The sequence below is a fragment of the Bacillus cereus group sp. RP32 genome (assembly GCF_040459735.1).
GTDB lineage: Bacteria > Bacillota > Bacilli > Bacillales > Bacillaceae_G > Bacillus_A > Bacillus_A wiedmannii.
In genome coordinates this window covers 259174-278288 of record NZ_JARVHO010000002.1, presented here as the reverse complement: position 1 = coordinate 278288, position 19115 = coordinate 259174, and the positions used below count along the sequence as shown (strand labels likewise).

Sequence of the window (19115 nt, the reverse complement as noted above, 5' to 3'; positions counted from 1 at the left end):
TTGTTTCTTTTAATAAACGTTAATGAATTGATTAGAAATAGAGTATATAGGCTTTATTACGGTATCGAATAGGAGAGAGAATTTGAGATGATTTTAAGCTGCTTAAAACTCATACAGATAAATGGGTCGAAGTCATAACAGGCATAACGACAAGAACTCCTATCAGTGGGAAGTATGAGTAGGAAGCAAGAATTAAGGACTGATTTTCAGCATTCCTTTTGTATAGTTTGATCATTTTGAATGTTCGAAAATATGGTTCGATATATTAAAGGAGACAGAATCTAGTGGATTATTAATGTAGCGGATTTTTAATTAACCACAAAAGGTAACTACAGAATGAACCAAAAACATGGATAGGACAGCATAAATATTGTATTTGGATATATGCTATGCTACCCATTTATCTTAAATTTATGAAGGATTAACGTAATTGGGGAAAAAGGAGGTCCATTATGACAGATAAAAAACAGCTATTTTCTAGCTTTGATCAATTAAAATCTGATAAAAAACTTAAAAATGTAATGAAAAAAGGAGGGAATTGTCAATTACAATTGTGGATACTTGAAATTTGTGAAGAGAAACGTGTTTCTAAACGCTTATTATACTCATGGGTAATACCTGCTGACTACTGTGATGGTAAATGGTATAAAGCAGATATAGAAACTAAGTGGTCTCCCAATACCAGTGCATATAAGGTTAATTTAAAAAAATTTACACTTTACTCCAATGGAGAATCTATTTATTTTCTTATTTTAGATTTATTAAAAGGAAATTCTATTTCCAAAGCTTGTGAAAATCTTAATCTTACCAAACCACCAAAAGAAGTATCGGAATTTAAATTAGAAAATACCTATGTTGTACGTCCCCCTGTTTTTCTTGAAACGAAATCAATGACCCTTTTATATAAAGAGAATATTCGCCCTATTCAAAGCCCTTCCAGAGATGTTACTTGTGTATCTGCTTCATTATTTCAATTACAGAAAATGAATATTTGGGGAAAAAGTGAATTAAATAGCAAACCAATAGAAAGTGCTGATGAATTGGCAAGGTTTTGCATTAATGCTCTGATAAATGAGACAGGATTTAAATTTGATGGCCGTGATAGTAGCAGGTTAGGTAATATAGAATGGATTGCGACTCCGCTATTGGATCCAGAAGAATCGCCAATTGATTTTAGTATGGTAAATGAAAATGTATCTAACCAAAATAATAAATTTGATTTAAGTGCCAAAAGTTGTAAAGAAATCGAAGTTTATTTAAAATCAGGGCTGGATTTGCCAAATGAAAAACTTCTTATTCGATGTCGTCTAAGAAATTGCCATGAAATAATGCTAGACCAAGTAAAGTTAGTTGATATCAAAACTGCTGAACAGGGATTGCGATTTTCTGCAAATCAACAAGTCAATCAGGTTCAATTGACAGTTTGGATAGCAAACTCAAATGATGGTGAATGGGAAATGTGGTATGAACAAGATACTCCACTTACGAGGGAAATGAACATGGAAATGGGAATGATTGGATTACGAGGGAATGTAGAACTTAGTACAATACAGGAATGGAGAAATTCTAAAAAAATTAAGGATAGAGTTCAACATTACGAAAGAGTAAAGCAAACCACTTATCAGTATTCTAGTATAGGTGGCTATGTCCGTGATCCTTGGGCTCCTTCCACACTAGAGGTAAGCAATTATGTAAATAGATTATTCCCAGCTAAATCAAAAGGAGAGTTTTTTCCGAAAGGGTGGGGAGATGATGCTCCATCTGCACTCAGTTTTGCTGAATGGTTTAAGTCTATAACTAATAATGCAGACCACAAACTAGTAACAATTGTAGATCCGTACTTTGACACGGTAGGTTTAGAACTAATAGCCCATTCTCCTACAACAAATAGTTCGTTTGAAGTAATTACATGCACTCAAGTTAAGTCCAATGATGATAAAGTAGAAACAAAAATTAATGAAATTGATCTACAAGAAAATGTCCCTGACCCCGAACGTGCTACTCGAATTAAAAAGGGATGTGAAAACCTAAGGTTAATCCTATCTCGTTTGCAGTTAAAGATATTAGATATACGGGGTAATCAAAAAGGAAAAGGTTCTTATTTTCATGATCGTTATATATTGATTTATGATAATGATGGTAATATTTCAGAGGGATATCATCTATCCAATTCGCTTCAGGCTGCAACGAAATTTGACCCATTATTGGTAACTCCGATTCCAATTGATATTTTAACAGAAGTAGCTTCTTATGTGGATATGTTAAGAAATGCTCGACCACCTATTATCAATTATGCATCAACAATTCAGATATATCCAGAGATGGTTGTGAATAATGATGTTTCTGAATGTAGTGTAACAAGTAATAACGATAATGAGTTATTAAAGAGACTCTCTAAAACTAGTTTATTTCTTGCGGAACTATTACAAGATCCTGAAATAACATCGACAGATATTGAATCTGTTAAACAGAAATTATTGGATAGGAATTTAATAGACCCTGAAAGTTTACAATTTATCGTTGGTGATGAAAAATCTTTATATAAAGCATTAAATACTTTCTCTGAAAAATTATTATATAAAGATAATAGAGCATTCTTCTTACTTTGGGAGAGTTTTTTATATTGGTTAACTAATGTAATTGATGCAGAAAAATATTTATATAAGGTATGTGATAATGGGAATATTAGACTTGGAGAACGCATCAAATTTTATTTGTTAACTGAATATGATTTAAATATTGAAAGAGTTAATGGGTCACAAGAAATTACCGTTCTCCAATGGAATTCCTTGCTAAATTGTAATTTTAAAGAAAGTTTATATCATGCCTATTTATTGTTAGATGGACATTATGCTAATCGGTTATATGGAAATTACAACCTTAAATATGCAACAAAAGCAATCCTTTATTTATCCCCTTTAATAATAGTAAATGTTTTAGAAGAGTTATATGAAAATCAGGGAAAACAAAAAGAAGAAACTTTTATTAAAAGGGCGTATTTGTTGGATGAATTAATTATTCACTTGTTGTCTTCTATGTCAACTAATGATTTGATAGATTCGTTATTACTGACTAAGGTTCCATTTCTTCGTGGACTTGGATCTCAAGCAAAATGGTTTCAAATAAGTGATGTCGAAAGTCTTTCATCACTCACTCTCTATAATGATCTTACTAAATTAAATAAAAATGAACGTATTTTAGCATATTCAGAGTGGATTTACCATTTAAGAGTAAAAGTAAATAGAATGGGGGCTGAGTCACAAGAAATTAAAGATGTAAGAATAAGTATTTATCAAAAAATTAGGGAGAACTGGCCAAATAATTTATCGAAGGCTGATGCGATGGTTGTATTACGACGGTTATGTGGACCGTCCGTAGGAGGTTGGTCAAAGGATATTTATCATGATTTAATGCTATATTTAGTCCAAGACAACAATATGACTAGTGATGAGGCTATTCTCTTTTGGATTAATTTATTTTTGGAAAAAGTAGAAGGGGATAAAGATAATAATATTTCTTTGTATGCACCAAGAGATATCCTTTTTATAGAACTTTGTGCTAATATCTTAACTGATTTATCTAAGGAATCTTGGGCTGAAAAAATTAAGCAGATACAGAAACTAATTAATAAATGTAATCGTGTAATACGAACCCCATTTGAAAAAAGTAAGAACATTAACAATTGGAACAAGGTAAAGAAGCAAGGGATGTTGTTGAAGGTGTTTTTAGAATTGGCATATAATGCAACAGATAATAAAAAATCAGATATAACAGAAGTACTTAATCGAATGGATAATAAATTAAAGAATTAATCCGAAGGAAGTACTTTTATTTGATTTATTCTTGCACTTTATGATCTTTGTATGTTTTTATCTATAAAGGGCTAAAAGATTTTCGTGGCTTACTTCCTTTTTTATTAAGTAGCTGGTAATCATCAGTCATACTAAGAGATCCAAGAACAAGGGAATAGAAAATATAGAATAAAAAGTATGATAGAATATATAGATGAATAATTTATTAGCTAAACAACTGTAATACTTCTGATTTATTTAGATTAAATAGAACCATCCAAGGGTATGCGGAGGTTGAGATAAAACTTGAGCAAAAGGTCTCAAGGAAGCATCTGTTTAGTCTTAAATGGAGAGTTATTTAAAGTCTGAGAGGAGGAATTAGTATGCTTTATAAACCATTTGCTGCAGAATGTTCAAATAGAAGTGTATTAGCAAAGAAGCATCGCATTGCTGGAGATCCAGAAGATTGGCTAACAAATGATTTACTTAGTAGATACTCTATAAGACAAATAAGTTTTGACTTTTTTGTGAATTGGTCTAATTGGTTAGTATCTTCTGAAATTTGGGTGAAGCGACTTGCTGATGATAAGGAAATTGATGTTAATCCAGAGAACTTACAGAATCTAATATACGAATGTGATGGTGAGGAGTTTGTCAAAGATCTGGCTAAATTCGCTGGGGATAATACACTCACCTACAAAATTTTTCGAGAGGATACAGATTGGAATAGTCAACTAGTTGATCCGACATCGAAGCCTATACTGGATGTGAAAATTGATGTGCATGGTAAGGTCGTCGAAGTGAAGAAGTGGGGATTAGTATCACTAATGCAGCAGATTCGAAACTTATCTGGTGGCCCAGTTAGAGTAGGTGAAAAAGGTTTGAGAATTGCTTTTACGGATCTTGAATGTTTCTTATCACGAACAGATGCCGCTTGGCCTGGTGACGTAGATATGATGTTGGTAAATGATAAGAACGAGGTATTAGCAATTCTAGAATTTAAGAAACATACGCTGGATGATGCCATAGAGAATCATACATTTGACATATATTATCCAAATAAAGACAGGAGGAAGTATAACCGCTTGGCTTTGCTTAGGGATGCAATAGAAGGTTGTCCACCAATAATTGTAATTTATTATCCAACTAAGGAGCACATTGATAATATTATTATTGAAAAAATATATGGACAAGCTGGTAAGTTGTACTCATCGGATAGAGTCTATCTTGACTTGCCTATTGAGATGCGTCAAAAAGAGATATTGCTTGAAAATATTCTCCAGCTACTACACATTGGAAGTAAATAAACACAAAATTAAATTAATGAGGTGTGAGAGTTGTCTGAAATAAATCGTTTAGAATTAAATTGGCTAGGTAAAGAGAAGAATATGAGGATTGAACCGAGGATACTTATTAAGGATAATGAGAATTCCTACAATTTAAATGATGGGCTTTATACATCAAATAAGTTAATTCATGGTGACAATCTATTAGCTTTAAAGGCTTTGGAGCAAGAATACACAGGGAAAGTCAAATGTGTATTTATTGATCCTCCTTATAACACAGGTAATGCTTTTGAACATTATGATGATAGTTTGGAGCATTCTATTTGGCTTTCTATGATGAGAGAAAGATTAGTTCTACTGAACAAACTTTTATCAGAGGATGGATCAATCTGGATATCGATAGATGATGATGAATGTCATTATCTAAAAGTTATGTGTGACGAAATTTTTGGAAGAAAAAACTTTGTAAATAATATAATTTGGGAAAAAAAGTATACTTTAGCAAATGACGCAAAGTGGTTTTCGGATAATCACGACCATATCTTGGTTTATGCTAAAAATAAAGATATATGGAGACCTAATCTGTTACCTCGTTCTGAAGAAATGAATAAGGCCTATAAGAACCCCGATAACCATCCAAAAGGTTTATGGAAATCAACCCCACTTCACGCTAAAAGCGGAACAGAAAAAGATTTTGAATACATCTTTAAAAATGGTGTTAAATGGAGTCCACCGCCTGGAACTTTTCCAAGGTTTTCGCGAGCAACACTAGAAAGATTAGATGTGAATAATGAAATTTGGTTTGGAAAAGATGGTAAAGCAATTCCTTCTAGAAAAACTTTTTTGATTGATTTGAAAAAACAAGGGATTCCAGCTAAAACAATTTGGAAGTTCGATGAGGTTGGACATAACCATGAAGCAAAAGAGGAAGTTAAAGCTTTCAATGGAAAAGATGTGTTTTCTACACCAAAGCCAGAGCGACTTCTTCAAAGAATTATTCATTTAGCTACAAATGAGGGGGATATTGTTTTGGATTCGTTTGCCGGCTCTGGGACTACGGGTGCAGTAGCTCATAAAATGAAAAGAAGATGGATTATGATAGAGTTAGGCAATCATTGTTTTACACATATAATACCGCGTCTAAAAAAAGTTGTTGATGGAACAGACAAAGGTGGTGTAAGTGATTTAGTGAGTTGGAAGGGTGGCGGCGGCTTTATAACATATAATCTGGCTCCAAGTCTTTTAGAAAAAGACAAATATGGAAATTGGGTTATTAGCAAACAGTATGATAATAGTATGCTCGCTGAAGCAATCTGTAAATTTGAAGGATTCAGGTACGGTCCGGATAGTAATGTTTTTTGGAAGCAGGGACAATCCACTGAAACAGATTTTATTTATACAACTACTCAGTTAATTAACCAAAAAATACTAACGGATATAGCTTCCCAAATGTTAGAAGATGAAACATTAGTAATATATTGCAAGGCATTTAACGCGAATCAGGATGATTTCCAGAATATCACTTTGAAGAAGATACCTCAAGCTATCCTTAATAAATGTGAATTTGGCAGAGATGATTACAACTTGAAAGTGGAGCCGTTGCATGAAGAAGATGATGAGTTGCTAAATGAGGGGGGAGAAGAATGAACCATTATGTTCGACAAATTTCTAATCGACTCAGCCTTCGATCTCCTCAACGCGAATCTTTGGAAATATTAGCTGAGGTTGTTGAAGAGCTTTGTTTACAGAAAAATAATTCTGAAGAGGAATTTGTAGCGAGATTAAATCGAATTCGAGGTCTTTTTCCAACTGTAGAAGACTTTGAAAGAGAGTTCCCTTCCATTTGTTTCTCTTTAGCAACTGGTGTAGGAAAAACTCGTTTAATGGGGGCATTTATCACATATTTGTATCTTGCTAAAGGGATAAAGAACTTTTTCGTCTTGGCACCTAACTTGACTATATACGAGAAGCTTATTCAAGATTTTACACCTAATACTAAAAAGTATGTATTCACGGGTATTTCTCAATTTGCTTCACAGCCTCCATTCATAATCACTGGAGATAACTATGAGCAGAGTTCTATTTTCCTATTGAATGATGAACTTGTGAAGATTAATATCTTTAACATTTCCAAGATTAACACCGAGGTAAGAAGTGGTAATGTTGCACGTATTAAAAGACTAAGCGAATATATCGGGGAAAGCTATTTTGACTACTTAGCCTCCTTGCCGGATTTAGTATTGTTGATGGATGAATCTCACCGTTACAGGGCTTCAGCAGGAATCAAGGTATTGAATGAATTGAATCCTGTATTGGGCTTGGAGCTGACCGCAACGCCACAGGTTGAGAAAGGTAAAAAAGCTATTCCATTCAAGAATGTTATTTACAGCTATCCATTATTTAAAGCCATGGAAGATGGCTATGTAAAAGAGCCAACAGTAGCTACTCGTGAGAATTTTGACGCATCGAACTACTCGGAGGTTGAGCTGGAGCGTCTAAAGCTTGAAGACGGTATTCTTGTTCATGAGGAAACTAAAGTAGAGTTGGAAGTGTACGCCAGAGAAAACAATCAACCAATAGTAAAGCCTTTTATTTTGGTTGTTGCCCAAGATACCGGTCATGCAGAAAATCTGATGAGTATCATCAAGAGTGATGAATTTTTTAATGGAAGATATAAAGACAAAGTTATTACAGTGCATTCCAAACAGTCGGGTGTAGAAAAAGATGAGACCATTCAGGAACTTTTAGGACTTGAAAATCCAAATTCCAACACTGAAATTGTTATACATGTTAATAAACTTAAAGAGGGATGGGATGTAACGAATTTATACACTATCATTCCACTGCGAGCGGCTAATTCTAAAACTTTGGTCGAGCAATCTATTGGGCGGGGATTGCGCTTACCATATGGTAAGCGAACAAAAATGAAAACAATTGACAGATTAACTATTATCGCACATGATCGTTTTCAAGACATTATCGACGAAGCCAATAACCCAGATTCAATTATAAGAAAAGGCGTTGTAATTGGAAGAGATGTTGCAAGGACAAATAAGAAGGTTGTTTCGGTTGAATCGAAAGTAAAACAAAGTATTTTCCAAAGGATTGTTGGTGATGATACAAATAGCCAAGATGAGATTGTGAAAAAACGTGTAGAAACTAAGCGGAATATTGCTGAAACAACACTGCGAACAATCCAACAGATGAAGGAAATAGCACGTCATTCTCACCTAACAAACACTGAAGTACAGCAGAAAATTGTACAAGAAGTAAGAGCTAACTATCCTTTAAATCAAATAGAGCTTATGTTTGAAGATGATAAGGCTGTTATAGAAGAGATTGTCGAAACAGTTGCGGAGTATATTGTTGAAAAAACAATGGATATTCCTAAGGTTATCTTGCAACCAAAGGATGAAATCACTTGGAGTTTTCGGGATTTTGATTTGGATGTTTCAGGAATCTATCTTCAGCCGGTTACGCAAGATATCTTATTACAAGAGCTGCGGACACATGAACGTGATGTAATGCATTTTAAAGTTGAAGTGAATGGTGAAGAGCCTTTAGAGAATTATATTATTTCTCGTTTGATGGATTTTGATGATATATCTTACGAGGACCATGCAGATTTATTATACAAACTCGTGGGACAAATAATTGCTCATTTGAAATCTTATTTAAATGATGATAGTCAGGTTCGAAATGTATTGATGTACAATCAGCAATTGTTGGCAAACAAAATACACTCTCAGATGTTGGATCACTATCAGGAAGCGAAAGTTGAGTATGATGTGGTAGTAAGAAGTGACTTTGAGATTTTGCGAACAAATACGTTTTCAGTAGATATTGATGAAGAGGTTAGGGACTACAAACTTTCTGTAGAAAATCGAGCAGCCATACGTGGTATGAGTTTTGGTGGATTTAAGCGTTGCTTGTATTCAGTTCAAAAGTTTGATGCCGAAAATGAAAGAAGGTTTGCGGTTATCTGTGAGCAAGACCCGATGGTTGAGAAGTGGTTCAAACCAGCACAAAATCAGCTCAAAATTTATTATAATCAAAAACAAACCTATAATCCTGATTTTATTGTCGAGACAACTAATAAGAAATATCTTGTGGAACTGAAAGCTACCAATAAGATTGAGGGAGATAAGGAAGTAGAAGCAAAAGCAGACGCAGCAATTCAATGGTGCAAATATGCTACCCAGCATGAACTTCAACATGATGGTAAGGAATGGGTTTATCTATTAATCCCACATAATGATGTCAATGAAAATATGACAATCTCTGGTTTAGAAGCTAGATATAGAAAAGGATAATGTAATGCTAGCGAGAGTATATGCCTGTGAATAGGTACATACTCTCGTTTTTTTAGTGGGGACACTATTATGAGCATTATATTAGAATGACGTATTGTAAGTGATACTTTATTGTGTGAAATTTAATATCTCCCAAAAAACGTTTATTTCTCAATACCGTATTTGACTTCTTCGTAAACATTTTGTTGTTTAGGTGAATATCCGTTCCTGATTTCTAATAATAGTGTAGGTTATTCATTAAAGCTCACAAAAATCGAAACTGTTGACCAAAATATTAAAATAAGCACCTCTGCAATACCTTAAAGATGCTAACATATAACAAAAAACCTTGCGCTGCAAGGGTTTTTTCGTATGATCTCGACTGGCCTCGAACCAGCGACCTCCATCCTGTCAAAGTGGCGCTCTCATAGGGAAGTTATGGGAAGTAAATGCTTTTCAATCTTTAAACCTCATCCACAAGGTTTATTAATCTGCACCCAATTACTTCCTTCTTTTCTCCTCATATTCTATAATTAATCTATAAAATTAAATGGGGGTAATTTCCAATATGAAGCTTCAAATAGTGACCCAAAAAGCTACTCAATTTGAACCTGATATTTCATTGCTAGCTGAAAAAGAATCAGGGCGCCAAGAATTCGTAAAACGTTTTCCATTAGAATCCTTAAGAAATCTCACCATAGAAGAATATGCAAATACTAAAGCAAAAGATTGTTTCAATTACTGGCTCGAGCGAAAAAATATTTTAGGCGGCATTGGCGGAGCCAATTCTGCTAAATTCGGTATTTATCTTGCTAAAACTGGTGAGTACTGTAAAAGTTATGGTAAACAAAAAGTGGTATTAAAAAATGAACAGTTACAAGAAGAATTTAGAGTCCTAAAAGAAGGGATTTGTGAGGCAATACGACTTGCAAAGGAAGGCCATATTTCTGAAATTGTTACATTGGATTTACCAATTTATAATATGGTACTGCTAAAAATTTTAAATATTTATGTTCCAGAGAAATTTTTTAATATTTATTCACCACCAATATTAATTGAGCTTGGGAAGGAATTACATATAAAAGATGAATTGCTTACTCCTCAAAATGCAATTGAGTTGAATCATGCAGTGTTGCATGCTATTAAAAAAGAGAATGTTTTTTTAGATTGGTCTAATGAAAAAATTTCACGATTTATCTGGGAGACGTTTTCAGAACGAGATAAAGCGCTTGATAAGAATTCAAGTTATTGGCTAGCAGGACATACATATGGAAAAGATCGTTCCATTCAAGATTTTTTATTAAAAAACAATTGCATAGCGATAGGCTTTTTACATGAGGATTTATCATCTCTTTTAGAAGAAGAAAATATTGAAGATATTATAGATGAGAAGGAAGAAACATCAGCAGGACAAAAAGCATTAAAGCAATTTTTAAAAATGAAAGAAGGGGACCTAGTTGCTTTAAAAACATCATTTACTCGTAAGGTTGATGGGAAGACAAGATCAGTGTTACGAGTTAGTGCTGTTGGGAAAATTACCAAAGATACTATTGATGGTTATGAATTCTCTGAAGAGTACGGACATCTACTTCCTGTTGAGTGGATTAATATTGAAGAGAGAGAGTTCATAGGTTATGGAGGATATCGTAGTACATTAAATGAAGTGAAAAATAAAAATGTCATTAACTTAGTATTTATGCAGGGAAAGGAAACAAGTAATACGCCCCAAGAATCTATTGAAGTATTAGATACAGATCCAAGAAACTATGTCTTTTTTGGTCCACCTGGAACAGGGAAAACATATCAAATCGTTGAACGTGCTCTTGAATTGATCGATAAAAGAACATATGAGGAACTGAAAGTAGATGGACGAGAAGCATTACAACAAGAGTTTTCACGTTTAACTAAAGAAGGGAAAATTCATCTCGTGACATTCCATCAGTCCTATGGATATGAAGATTTTATAGAAGGATTGAAATCTGATGGAAAAGGGAACTTTGTGCCAACAGATGGTATTTTGAAAAAAGCAGCTCTTGAAGCGATGTATGAAGGAATTCAAAGCACTAGTCAGGATTTTTCGAATGAAGTTCGTTTTGAGAAACTTTATGATTACCTAGTTGAAAATGGTTTGAAGAATAATATTCAGTTCGAATCAAAAACAGGAACGACAAATTTTATTTCATACATTTCAGAGCAAAACAATATCGTTGTAACGAGTGAAGATGTAAAAACTAGTTCAATAGTTTCAAAGAATCGTTTACTAAGCCTTTATCGCTATATTCAGGAGCATGATATTGATTGGAAGAATAATACTATGTTTGTTCGTGAGGCGATTGGTGGGTGTAATCAGACGAGGTATTGGTCTGTACTAAATTGGATATTAGAAAAAATGGAAGATACAGTAGAAGGCGAAGAAAAGATTGAAGTTGAAGTAGAAGGGAAAAAGACAATTATTCAAAAGGCATTGCTGGAAAACGGTTCATTTGATTATTCGAATGCGAAAAAACATGTTGTAATAATTGATGAAATGAACCGAGGCAATATTTCTAAGATTTTTGGTGAGCTGTTAACGTTACTAGAAGAGGATAAGCGTTTAACACAAAGTAATGAATTGATTGTTGAACTACCTTATTCAAAAGAGAAGTTTACGTTACCTCCAAATCTATATGTAATAGGGACAATGAATACTGCAGACCGCTCCATAGCGTTACTGGATACAGCGTTACGTCGCCGCTTTGTGTTTGAAGAAATTATGCCAAATACGGATCTTCTTGAATCGATTGGTGATGAAATTGATCTTGCTGAGATGCTTTCTGTTATTAATAAGCGGATTGAAGTGCTGTATGATCGCGATCATATGATTGGGCATGCGTATTTTATAAACGCGAAAACTGATAATGAAGTTATCGCTATTTTTCAAACGAAAATCATTCCACTTTTACAAGAGTATTTTTATGATGATTGGGAAAAAATCGGTCTTGTTTTGGGTGGAATAGGGAGTTCAAAGGAAGATCAATATATTGTTTATAAAGAAGAAGTTAATGTAAATGAACTGTTTAAACAAAAGCCATCTATTTATATTCCTGCGCTGTACCGAGTAAAACGAAAATTAACAGCACAAGAGCTAATAGCGATTTATGAATAAGACAATTATAGTGCGTGAGGCGTATGACTGGATTACAGAAAATGAGGTTACAGTAGAACAATTTGATGAGCTTATACGGTATATTGAAGAAAAATATCCTAATGAACAGGTGATTGATCAGAAGTATAAACGACTTCGCTTTATTAATTATGTTGGAGTGATACAATGTTCAGATGTGAGGTACGAAATTATTCCTAAATTAAAACTCACACCTACTGACGATCGAAAGGCATTGCTAGGAATGCTTTCAATTACAGGCTTTTTGCCGGTTTCATTTTATGAGGAAGTACTAAATGGTGAGGATAGGGGAGAACTGCTTACGGCATTTCTTGCTACATTTCTTACTCGTTTGCTGAATGAACTCAGAAAAGGGACTTATAAAACATATGAACGTCATGAAGAAAACTTAAATACACTGCGTGGCAAACTCGAGCTTAGTAAACACGTTTATAAGAATGTATTTCAAAAAACAAAAGCATATTGTGCATTTGATGAATATACGGAAAATAACTCTTTGAACCAGCTATTTAAATGTGCATTGCTCATTGTAAAAAAGCATACAAAAATACATACTTTAAAACTTTATCTTGAGCGCTGTTTAGGCTACTTAGAACCTGTGGATGTAGTGTATTTTACAGAGAAGGAATTAAAGAGTATTACATTTAACCGACAGAATGAACGTTTTCGTCAAGCTGCTTTATTTGCTAAGCTAATTGTTGAGCGGGCAACGATTTATAGTAAAGGGCGAGGAGCATCATCGTTCTCTTTCTTATTTCAAATGAATATGTTATTTGAAAAATATATTGAAGTAGCACTACAAGAGGCTATTGATAATAATAAAATAATCAGTCAACATGCAGAGAAGAGACTCCTACGTAATAAGAAGAGTGGACGCCAGAACATTTTATTAAAACCAGATTTTTTGATTGATAATGTGATAATCATGGATACGAAGTGGAAAAGTGCAACAAATAATGGAAGAAGTAGTTATGTACAGAGTGACATTTATCAAATGTATGCGTATGTAACTGCTTATAAGGAAGTTCAAAGGTGTATATTGCTATACCCGAGACAAGAAATAGAAGCTGATTATCCTGTGTGGGAAATTATCGATACAGAAAAAACTATTGAAATGTGTACGATAAGAATTGATGAATTTGCCGAGACTGTGCGAGAATTAGAGGGAATTCTACAAAAACAAGTTAAATAATTTTGTAAAGGAACTCAATTGAATATGGGTGTTTTTTATTATAGAAATCAAATCTCCTTTGGAAGAGTATGAATATTTTGTTTTTTTATTGAAATAGAAATGAGCTTATTATATAATAATCTCAAGAAATTTTTTCCTTTTTAATCATTCCTAAATAACCACAAACCTCTCGGGTTTACGATTCATTACAAGGAAGTGTATAAAACATATACGCTAATTTGTAATACGAATGTATTCCTGGGAGGTTTTTTTGCGTTGTAGGAATAGGACAAGTAATGAACTAACAAGGATGTGATGGATTATCTTAAATTATTAAGAATTGTAGTGGGGAAATAAGAATTTTGGATTTCAAAATACAAAAGAAGGTGAAAAAAGATGAGAGGAGCAGTCTCGTCTTTTTTATTTCGAAAGGAGAAGGACATGGGTAAGAAAATTATGGTTCAATCTGTAAAGTTGGTAAAAGACAGTAATCGTATTTATGATATTGAGAAAAAGAAAATCACTTGTCCAGCGGATGCTGTACGCTTTGCACAGATTATATTTGATATAGAATCAAGGCCAAATGAAATTTTTGGTGTATTTAACTTAAATACAAAGAATGAAATTATTGGATGTAGTATTGTGTTCGAAGGAACTGTTGATTCATCGTTAGTCCATCCAAGGGAAACCTTCCGCACGGCAATATTAAATAATGCATCTTCAATCATATGTTTTCATAACCATCGTGCGACACGTTCCTAACTGAAAAGGTTACGCACGCTGTCTGAACGTCATTTATGGCAAGTAAGAGAGTCGTGAACTCTTAACTCGATAGGTAGAATGATAGGGTAACGCCTTGAAATGCCTACTCTAATACTCCGACATGCGTTATTCGAATGTGTATAAGAATAGGGTGTGAAGCTCGGTGAAGTCGGCTGAAAGTTGTCGTAGTACTCATGAGTAACCGAAAGCTAACCAGAGGTGGTTGGTACAACTGATAGGTCGGGAGTCGTGAAAAACTTAATATGGTGAGAATGTGGTAAAACACTGACGAACTAGCGAATGAAATGTCTGTAAGTGGAACTACTTAGAAATGAGTAGACTTGATGAAAACTTCAAGTGCGTTCCGTGGGCGAGTAAGTATGGTGGTTTCGAAAGCTCCATGCATCGTTACAGGCGATGGAGAGGACGTCAGGCAAGAGCTAGCACCTAAGTTAAGAATAGATAGAGTTAAGGGAACGTGGAAAGCTATCAACATGGAGAGTACACACTCTATGAAGTGGTAGGGAGGAAAGGAATATATCTATAACTTCCTTTTATGATAGTGAGAGTAGAGGCAGGAGTGATGAAGTTTCTGTAATGGAAATGGAACAATAGCCTCAAGTCGTTTCGCCTAAACTATTTTAACTCAATCATCTCAAGGATTCTCGTATGACTAAAAAGGTCACGAGCCAAGATTGGAGCGTGATATACCTTGAACGAAAACTTTAAGAAGATCCCTAGAATGAAAAATACAAGGTTACGCCATGCAGAGTATTATGGCATGACTGAAATCTTCGATGAACTTTATGTAAAAAGTAAGGATAAACAAAAATTTAAAAACCTCATGTCAATCATTACTTCAGACAACAACATTCTACTTGCCTATCGAAATATTAAACGGAATAACGGAAGCGCTACGCCTGGAGTCGATGAAGTTACGATAAAGGACGTTGAAGAGCTTGGAACCCATGAGTTTATTGGAATTGTGAAGAAAAGATTTAAACAGTATAATCCTCGAAAAGTAAAACGTGTGGAAATTCCAAAACCTAATGGAAAAACTAGACCATTAGGTATTCCATCTATGTGGGATAGAATTGCGCAACAATGTATTCTACAAGTACTGGAACCTATATGTGAAGCTAATTTTTACAAATATAGTTATGGGTTTAGACCGACAAAATCAGCTGAAAATGCAATATCTGCATGTAATGGACGAATAAACAATAATAAAATGCAATATGTAGTGGATATAGACATTAAAGGTTTCTTCGATGAAGTGAAACATTCAAAACTTATGCGACAAATTTGGACAATGGGTATTCGTGATAAACAATTACTTGTGATTATACGTAAAATGTTAAAAGCGCCTATTGTTTTACCAAATGGAGAAATCGTACATCCAACAAAAGGGACACCGCAAGGTGGAATACTTTCCCCTCTATTGGCGAATATCACTTTAAATGAATTTGATTGGTGGATTGCAAACCAATGGGAAAGTAAAAAGTGCCGAACGCTTAAGGACTATCTTAATAAGAAAACAGGATGGTATAGTCGCCAATATCGCTATCAACAACTTAGAAAAACATCTACATTAAAAGAAATGTACATTGTCCGCTACGCAGATGATTTTAAAATTTTTACTACAACGCGATTAGATGCTGAAAAGATTTTCATGGCAAGTAAAATGTGGCTAGAGGAACGGTTAAACCTTCCTATTTCTGAGGAGAAATCTCAAATTACAAATCTGAAAAAGAAAAGTAGCGAGTTTCTCGGCTTTGAACTGAAAATGGAACGAAAAGGATATGACCGTTTTGGCCGCAGAAAATACGTTTGTCAATCACATATAGCAGAAAAAGCACGAAAGAGGATTAAGAAACAACTCAAAGACCAGATCAAACTCATGCAAAGAGTTCCCAATGGAAACGAATTAATCAAGAACGTTCGAATCTATAATAGTATGGTTATTGGCATTCACAATTATTATCAAATTGCGACGCAAGTAGTCAATAGTTTGATGCCAATACAATACCAATTAACACAAATAGAACGTCAGCGATTAAAGCAATTTTCATTGAGAAAAACAACCAATTATCCAATCAAAGATAAAGGCATTAAACCTTATTTAAAATCAAAGATGACAAGATATATTAATGGATATCCCCTCATTCCTATTGGGTTCATTAAAACAAAAACAGCATTAATGCCCAAAAATAGTGTTAATAAATTTACCAAAGAAGGACGAGAACTAATGCATCGGGAACAAAAGTCGGTTCCGAACTGGCAAGTTCAATGGATTAGGGAACACCCTATCATTAATGAACGGGCAACAATAGAATTCAATGACAATCGAATATCGCTGTTTATAGCCCAAAATGGAAAATGTGCAGTGACTGGGGAAGAATTGATTCTAACGGAAATGGATTGCCATCATAAAACATTATGGAGTAAAACGAAGGATGATAGTTATTCCAACTTAGTGCTAATTACTAGAGATGTTCACCGGCTAATCCATGCCACAGATGTAGAAACTATCCAAAGGTATCTTGAATTTCTTGAATTAAATGAGGAACAACTTATAAAGCTGAATAAACTAAGATTGTTAATTGGAAATGAAATAATCAAGTAAATTAGGGATTTAAATTAAACTAAGTAGATTGAGGAAAATGAAATAGAAGGCAAACGATGGCATGCCGTGTGCGATGAAAGTTGCACGCACGGTGTAGAGCAGGGGAAAAGGTGGAGATAACCTCAAAGTCTTACCTATTGCTATCATCAGGACATAGTATGGAGTCTCATGAAGATGTTGAGGTAACTAAGAGATTAAAGGAGTGTGGAAACATTATTGGTATACCTCTTTTAGATCATGTCATTATTGGAGATAACAGCTATGTAAGTTTAATGAAAAAGGGGATTATCTAATACAAAGCAATAAGCCAACTATTTTTAAGGGTGTATAAGGAGGAATAGGAAGATTCTAAAGCGTTTATTCGCATGGATCTTCTTATTTTTTTATTTGTAAGTGTGATTTATAAATGAATTCATAATATGTGATTCGTGGAAATGGACAGATTAAAAGGTCAGAAATATAGGATAAGAAAAAAAAGGATCTATGCCTAATAACCTAACAAGGTAGCTCTAACCTAAAGCGAGAAAAATTAGCTTAAAGGTTTTTGATATGAAGGGAAAAGAAGCAGTAAGTTGCTCAAGTGATAGAAAAGTAGTAGAAGAAAACCCAATAGCATTCAACGAGCAAACTTTGGAGTTAGTAAACCATTTGTGGCTGAAGGGAATAATACGGGGATTGAAGATTTAAATTCACAACTTGTTCTCAAGGCAATGGAAATAGCTTTACAAAAGAATGCGCCTAAGGTGAACGTAAACGTTTAGAACAAGTATTAGCTAAATATCGAAAAGAAGCTTAAGTCAAATGGAAGTAGATTATATTATGCGAGAGAAATTTAATCATGGGTGGAGTATCCAATAGATTAATGATTTTCGAGAGATGTGGAAATTTGGTATTTCTGTAGGGAACATTTTGAAAATATTTAAACGGAGGCCCCAGTAAGCAATTTTACTAGTCTATGATCAAGCTGAAAAATAAAAAGTAAGGGCTTGGAGTGATTATAATGCCTGAGCAACTAACAATATTTGATTTTGAAAAGGCTTATATTAAGAGATTCAATTTGCATTTTTAGCTTTAGACACATAAAAAGCTTCATCAGATTCCAAAGTTGAAGGAGTGATTGTATTGAAGGTGTGGCAATCTGTCGAAGAGCTACATAATCATGCCAAACAAGCAATTGGCAGGCAGAAGAAAAATTTGATAAAACCCAAATCAATGCAAAAATATTTTGATAATCCCAAAAACAAATTATCTACTATGGATTTTGAAAAGATTGGTTTATAAATAGGAAGTTTTGAATGTTCGTTTACTGCCGTTGTTTGTTTGAAAGGTTTATACATTTAGTTGGTTGACTAATGTTTCAATTCTTCATATTTTTAAAAACCATTTATTTCTTCATGTAAATCCCATATTAGTATATCTAAGCACATAGCATACTGTAACTTTATAAATAATTTTCTTTAAATTCAGAAAATTATTTATAAAGTTAAAATAAAGAATTTTTTGAATATTTTATATTTACAAACGAACGAGTGTGGAATATTATTACAACATAAGCTTTTGAGTACAAGAAAAGGAGTTGATAATCATGGAAAAAGTTAAAGTTAAAGTTAACATTAAAGCTGAAGAATTAACATCTTCACTTGGCGAGCCACGTGCTTAATCCAAGTGTGGAAATTATGACAACATAATTTTTTAAAACAAGAAAAGGAGTTGATAATCATGGAAAAAGTTAAAGTTAAAGTTAACATTAAAGCTGAAGAATTAACATCTTCACTTGGCGAGCCACGTGCTTAATCCAAGTGTAGAAATTATGCAAACATAATTTTAAAAAAACAAGAAAAGGAGTTGATAATCATGGAAAAAGTTAAAGTTAAAGTTAACATTAAAGCTGAAGAATTAACATCTTCACTTGGCGAGCCACGCGCTTAATCCAAGTATGAAAATTATGCAAACATAATTTTAAAAAAACAAGAAAAGGAGTTGATAATCATGGAAAAAGTTAAAGTTAAAGTTAACATTAAAGC

At 33.8% G+C, this 19115-nt stretch carries 10 protein-coding genes and 3 pseudogenes; all 13 read left to right on the top strand.

Annotated elements, in window-relative coordinates; all coding sequences use genetic code 11:
- Positions 1-98 precede the first annotated feature (98 nt).
- The 13 genes and pseudogenes from QCI46_RS28710 (at position 99) to QCI46_RS28650 (ending at position 18372) form a co-directional block, all read left to right on the top strand.
- Complete coding sequence (locus QCI46_RS28710; protein ID WP_353842123.1) at positions 99-182, top strand: hypothetical protein; 84 nt, start codon at positions 99-101, stop codon at positions 180-182.
- A gap of 270 nt (positions 183-452) precedes the next feature.
- Complete coding sequence (locus QCI46_RS28705; RefSeq protein WP_353842064.1) at positions 453-3812, top strand: VPA1262 family protein; 3360 nt, start codon at positions 453-455, stop codon at positions 3810-3812.
- A 362-nt stretch (positions 3813-4174) separates the two neighbouring features.
- The gene (locus tag QCI46_RS28700; RefSeq protein ID WP_353842063.1) at positions 4175-5098 is read left to right on the top strand and encodes a hypothetical protein; all 924 of its coding nucleotides are present in this window, start codon (positions 4175-4177) and stop codon (positions 5096-5098) included.
- Between the two features lie 30 nt (positions 5099-5128).
- Positions 5129-6724, top strand: coding sequence for a site-specific DNA-methyltransferase (locus QCI46_RS28695; protein WP_353842062.1), 1596 nt, complete (start codon positions 5129-5131; stop codon positions 6722-6724).
- Entirely contained in the window at positions 6721-9390 is a 2670-nt protein-coding gene (locus QCI46_RS28690; protein WP_353842061.1) for a DEAD/DEAH box helicase family protein, read from the top strand. Before QCI46_RS28695 ends, QCI46_RS28690 begins: the two co-directional genes overlap by 4 nt.
- Before the next feature lie 547 nt (positions 9391-9937).
- Positions 9938-12514 carry an McrB family protein gene (locus QCI46_RS28685; RefSeq protein WP_353842060.1) on the top strand — a complete coding sequence of 859 codons (2577 nt, stop codon included), beginning with the start codon at positions 9938-9940 and terminating at the stop codon, positions 12512-12514.
- Positions 12507-13724 carry an McrC family protein gene (locus QCI46_RS28680; protein ID WP_353842059.1) on the top strand — a complete coding sequence of 406 codons (1218 nt, stop codon included), beginning with the start codon at positions 12507-12509 and terminating at the stop codon, positions 13722-13724. Before QCI46_RS28685 ends, QCI46_RS28680 begins: the two co-directional genes overlap by 8 nt.
- Positions 13725-14144: 420 nt before the next feature.
- Positions 14145-14462: pseudogene (locus QCI46_RS28675) on the top strand (JAB domain-containing protein); the annotation flags it as partial.
- 347 nt (positions 14463-14809) lie between these two features.
- Positions 14810-14989, top strand: a complete 180-nt coding sequence (locus QCI46_RS28670; RefSeq protein WP_000858402.1) for a hypothetical protein — start codon at positions 14810-14812, stop codon at positions 14987-14989.
- Positions 14990-15177: 188 nt separating this feature from the next.
- Positions 15178-17091 carry a group II intron reverse transcriptase/maturase gene (gene ltrA, locus QCI46_RS28665; protein WP_456304689.1) on the top strand — a complete coding sequence of 638 codons (1914 nt, stop codon included), beginning with the start codon at positions 15178-15180 and terminating at the stop codon, positions 17089-17091.
- A 146-nt stretch (positions 17092-17237) separates the two neighbouring features.
- Positions 17238-17384: pseudogene (locus tag QCI46_RS28660) on the top strand (JAB domain-containing protein); the annotation flags it as partial.
- A 265-nt stretch (positions 17385-17649) separates the two neighbouring features.
- Positions 17650-17840, top strand: a pseudogene (locus tag QCI46_RS28655) (DnaD domain-containing protein); the annotation flags it as partial.
- A 373-nt stretch (positions 17841-18213) separates the two neighbouring features.
- Positions 18214-18372, top strand: coding sequence for a hypothetical protein (locus QCI46_RS28650; protein ID WP_157349587.1), 159 nt, complete (start codon positions 18214-18216; stop codon positions 18370-18372).
- Positions 18373-19115 lie beyond the last annotated feature (743 nt).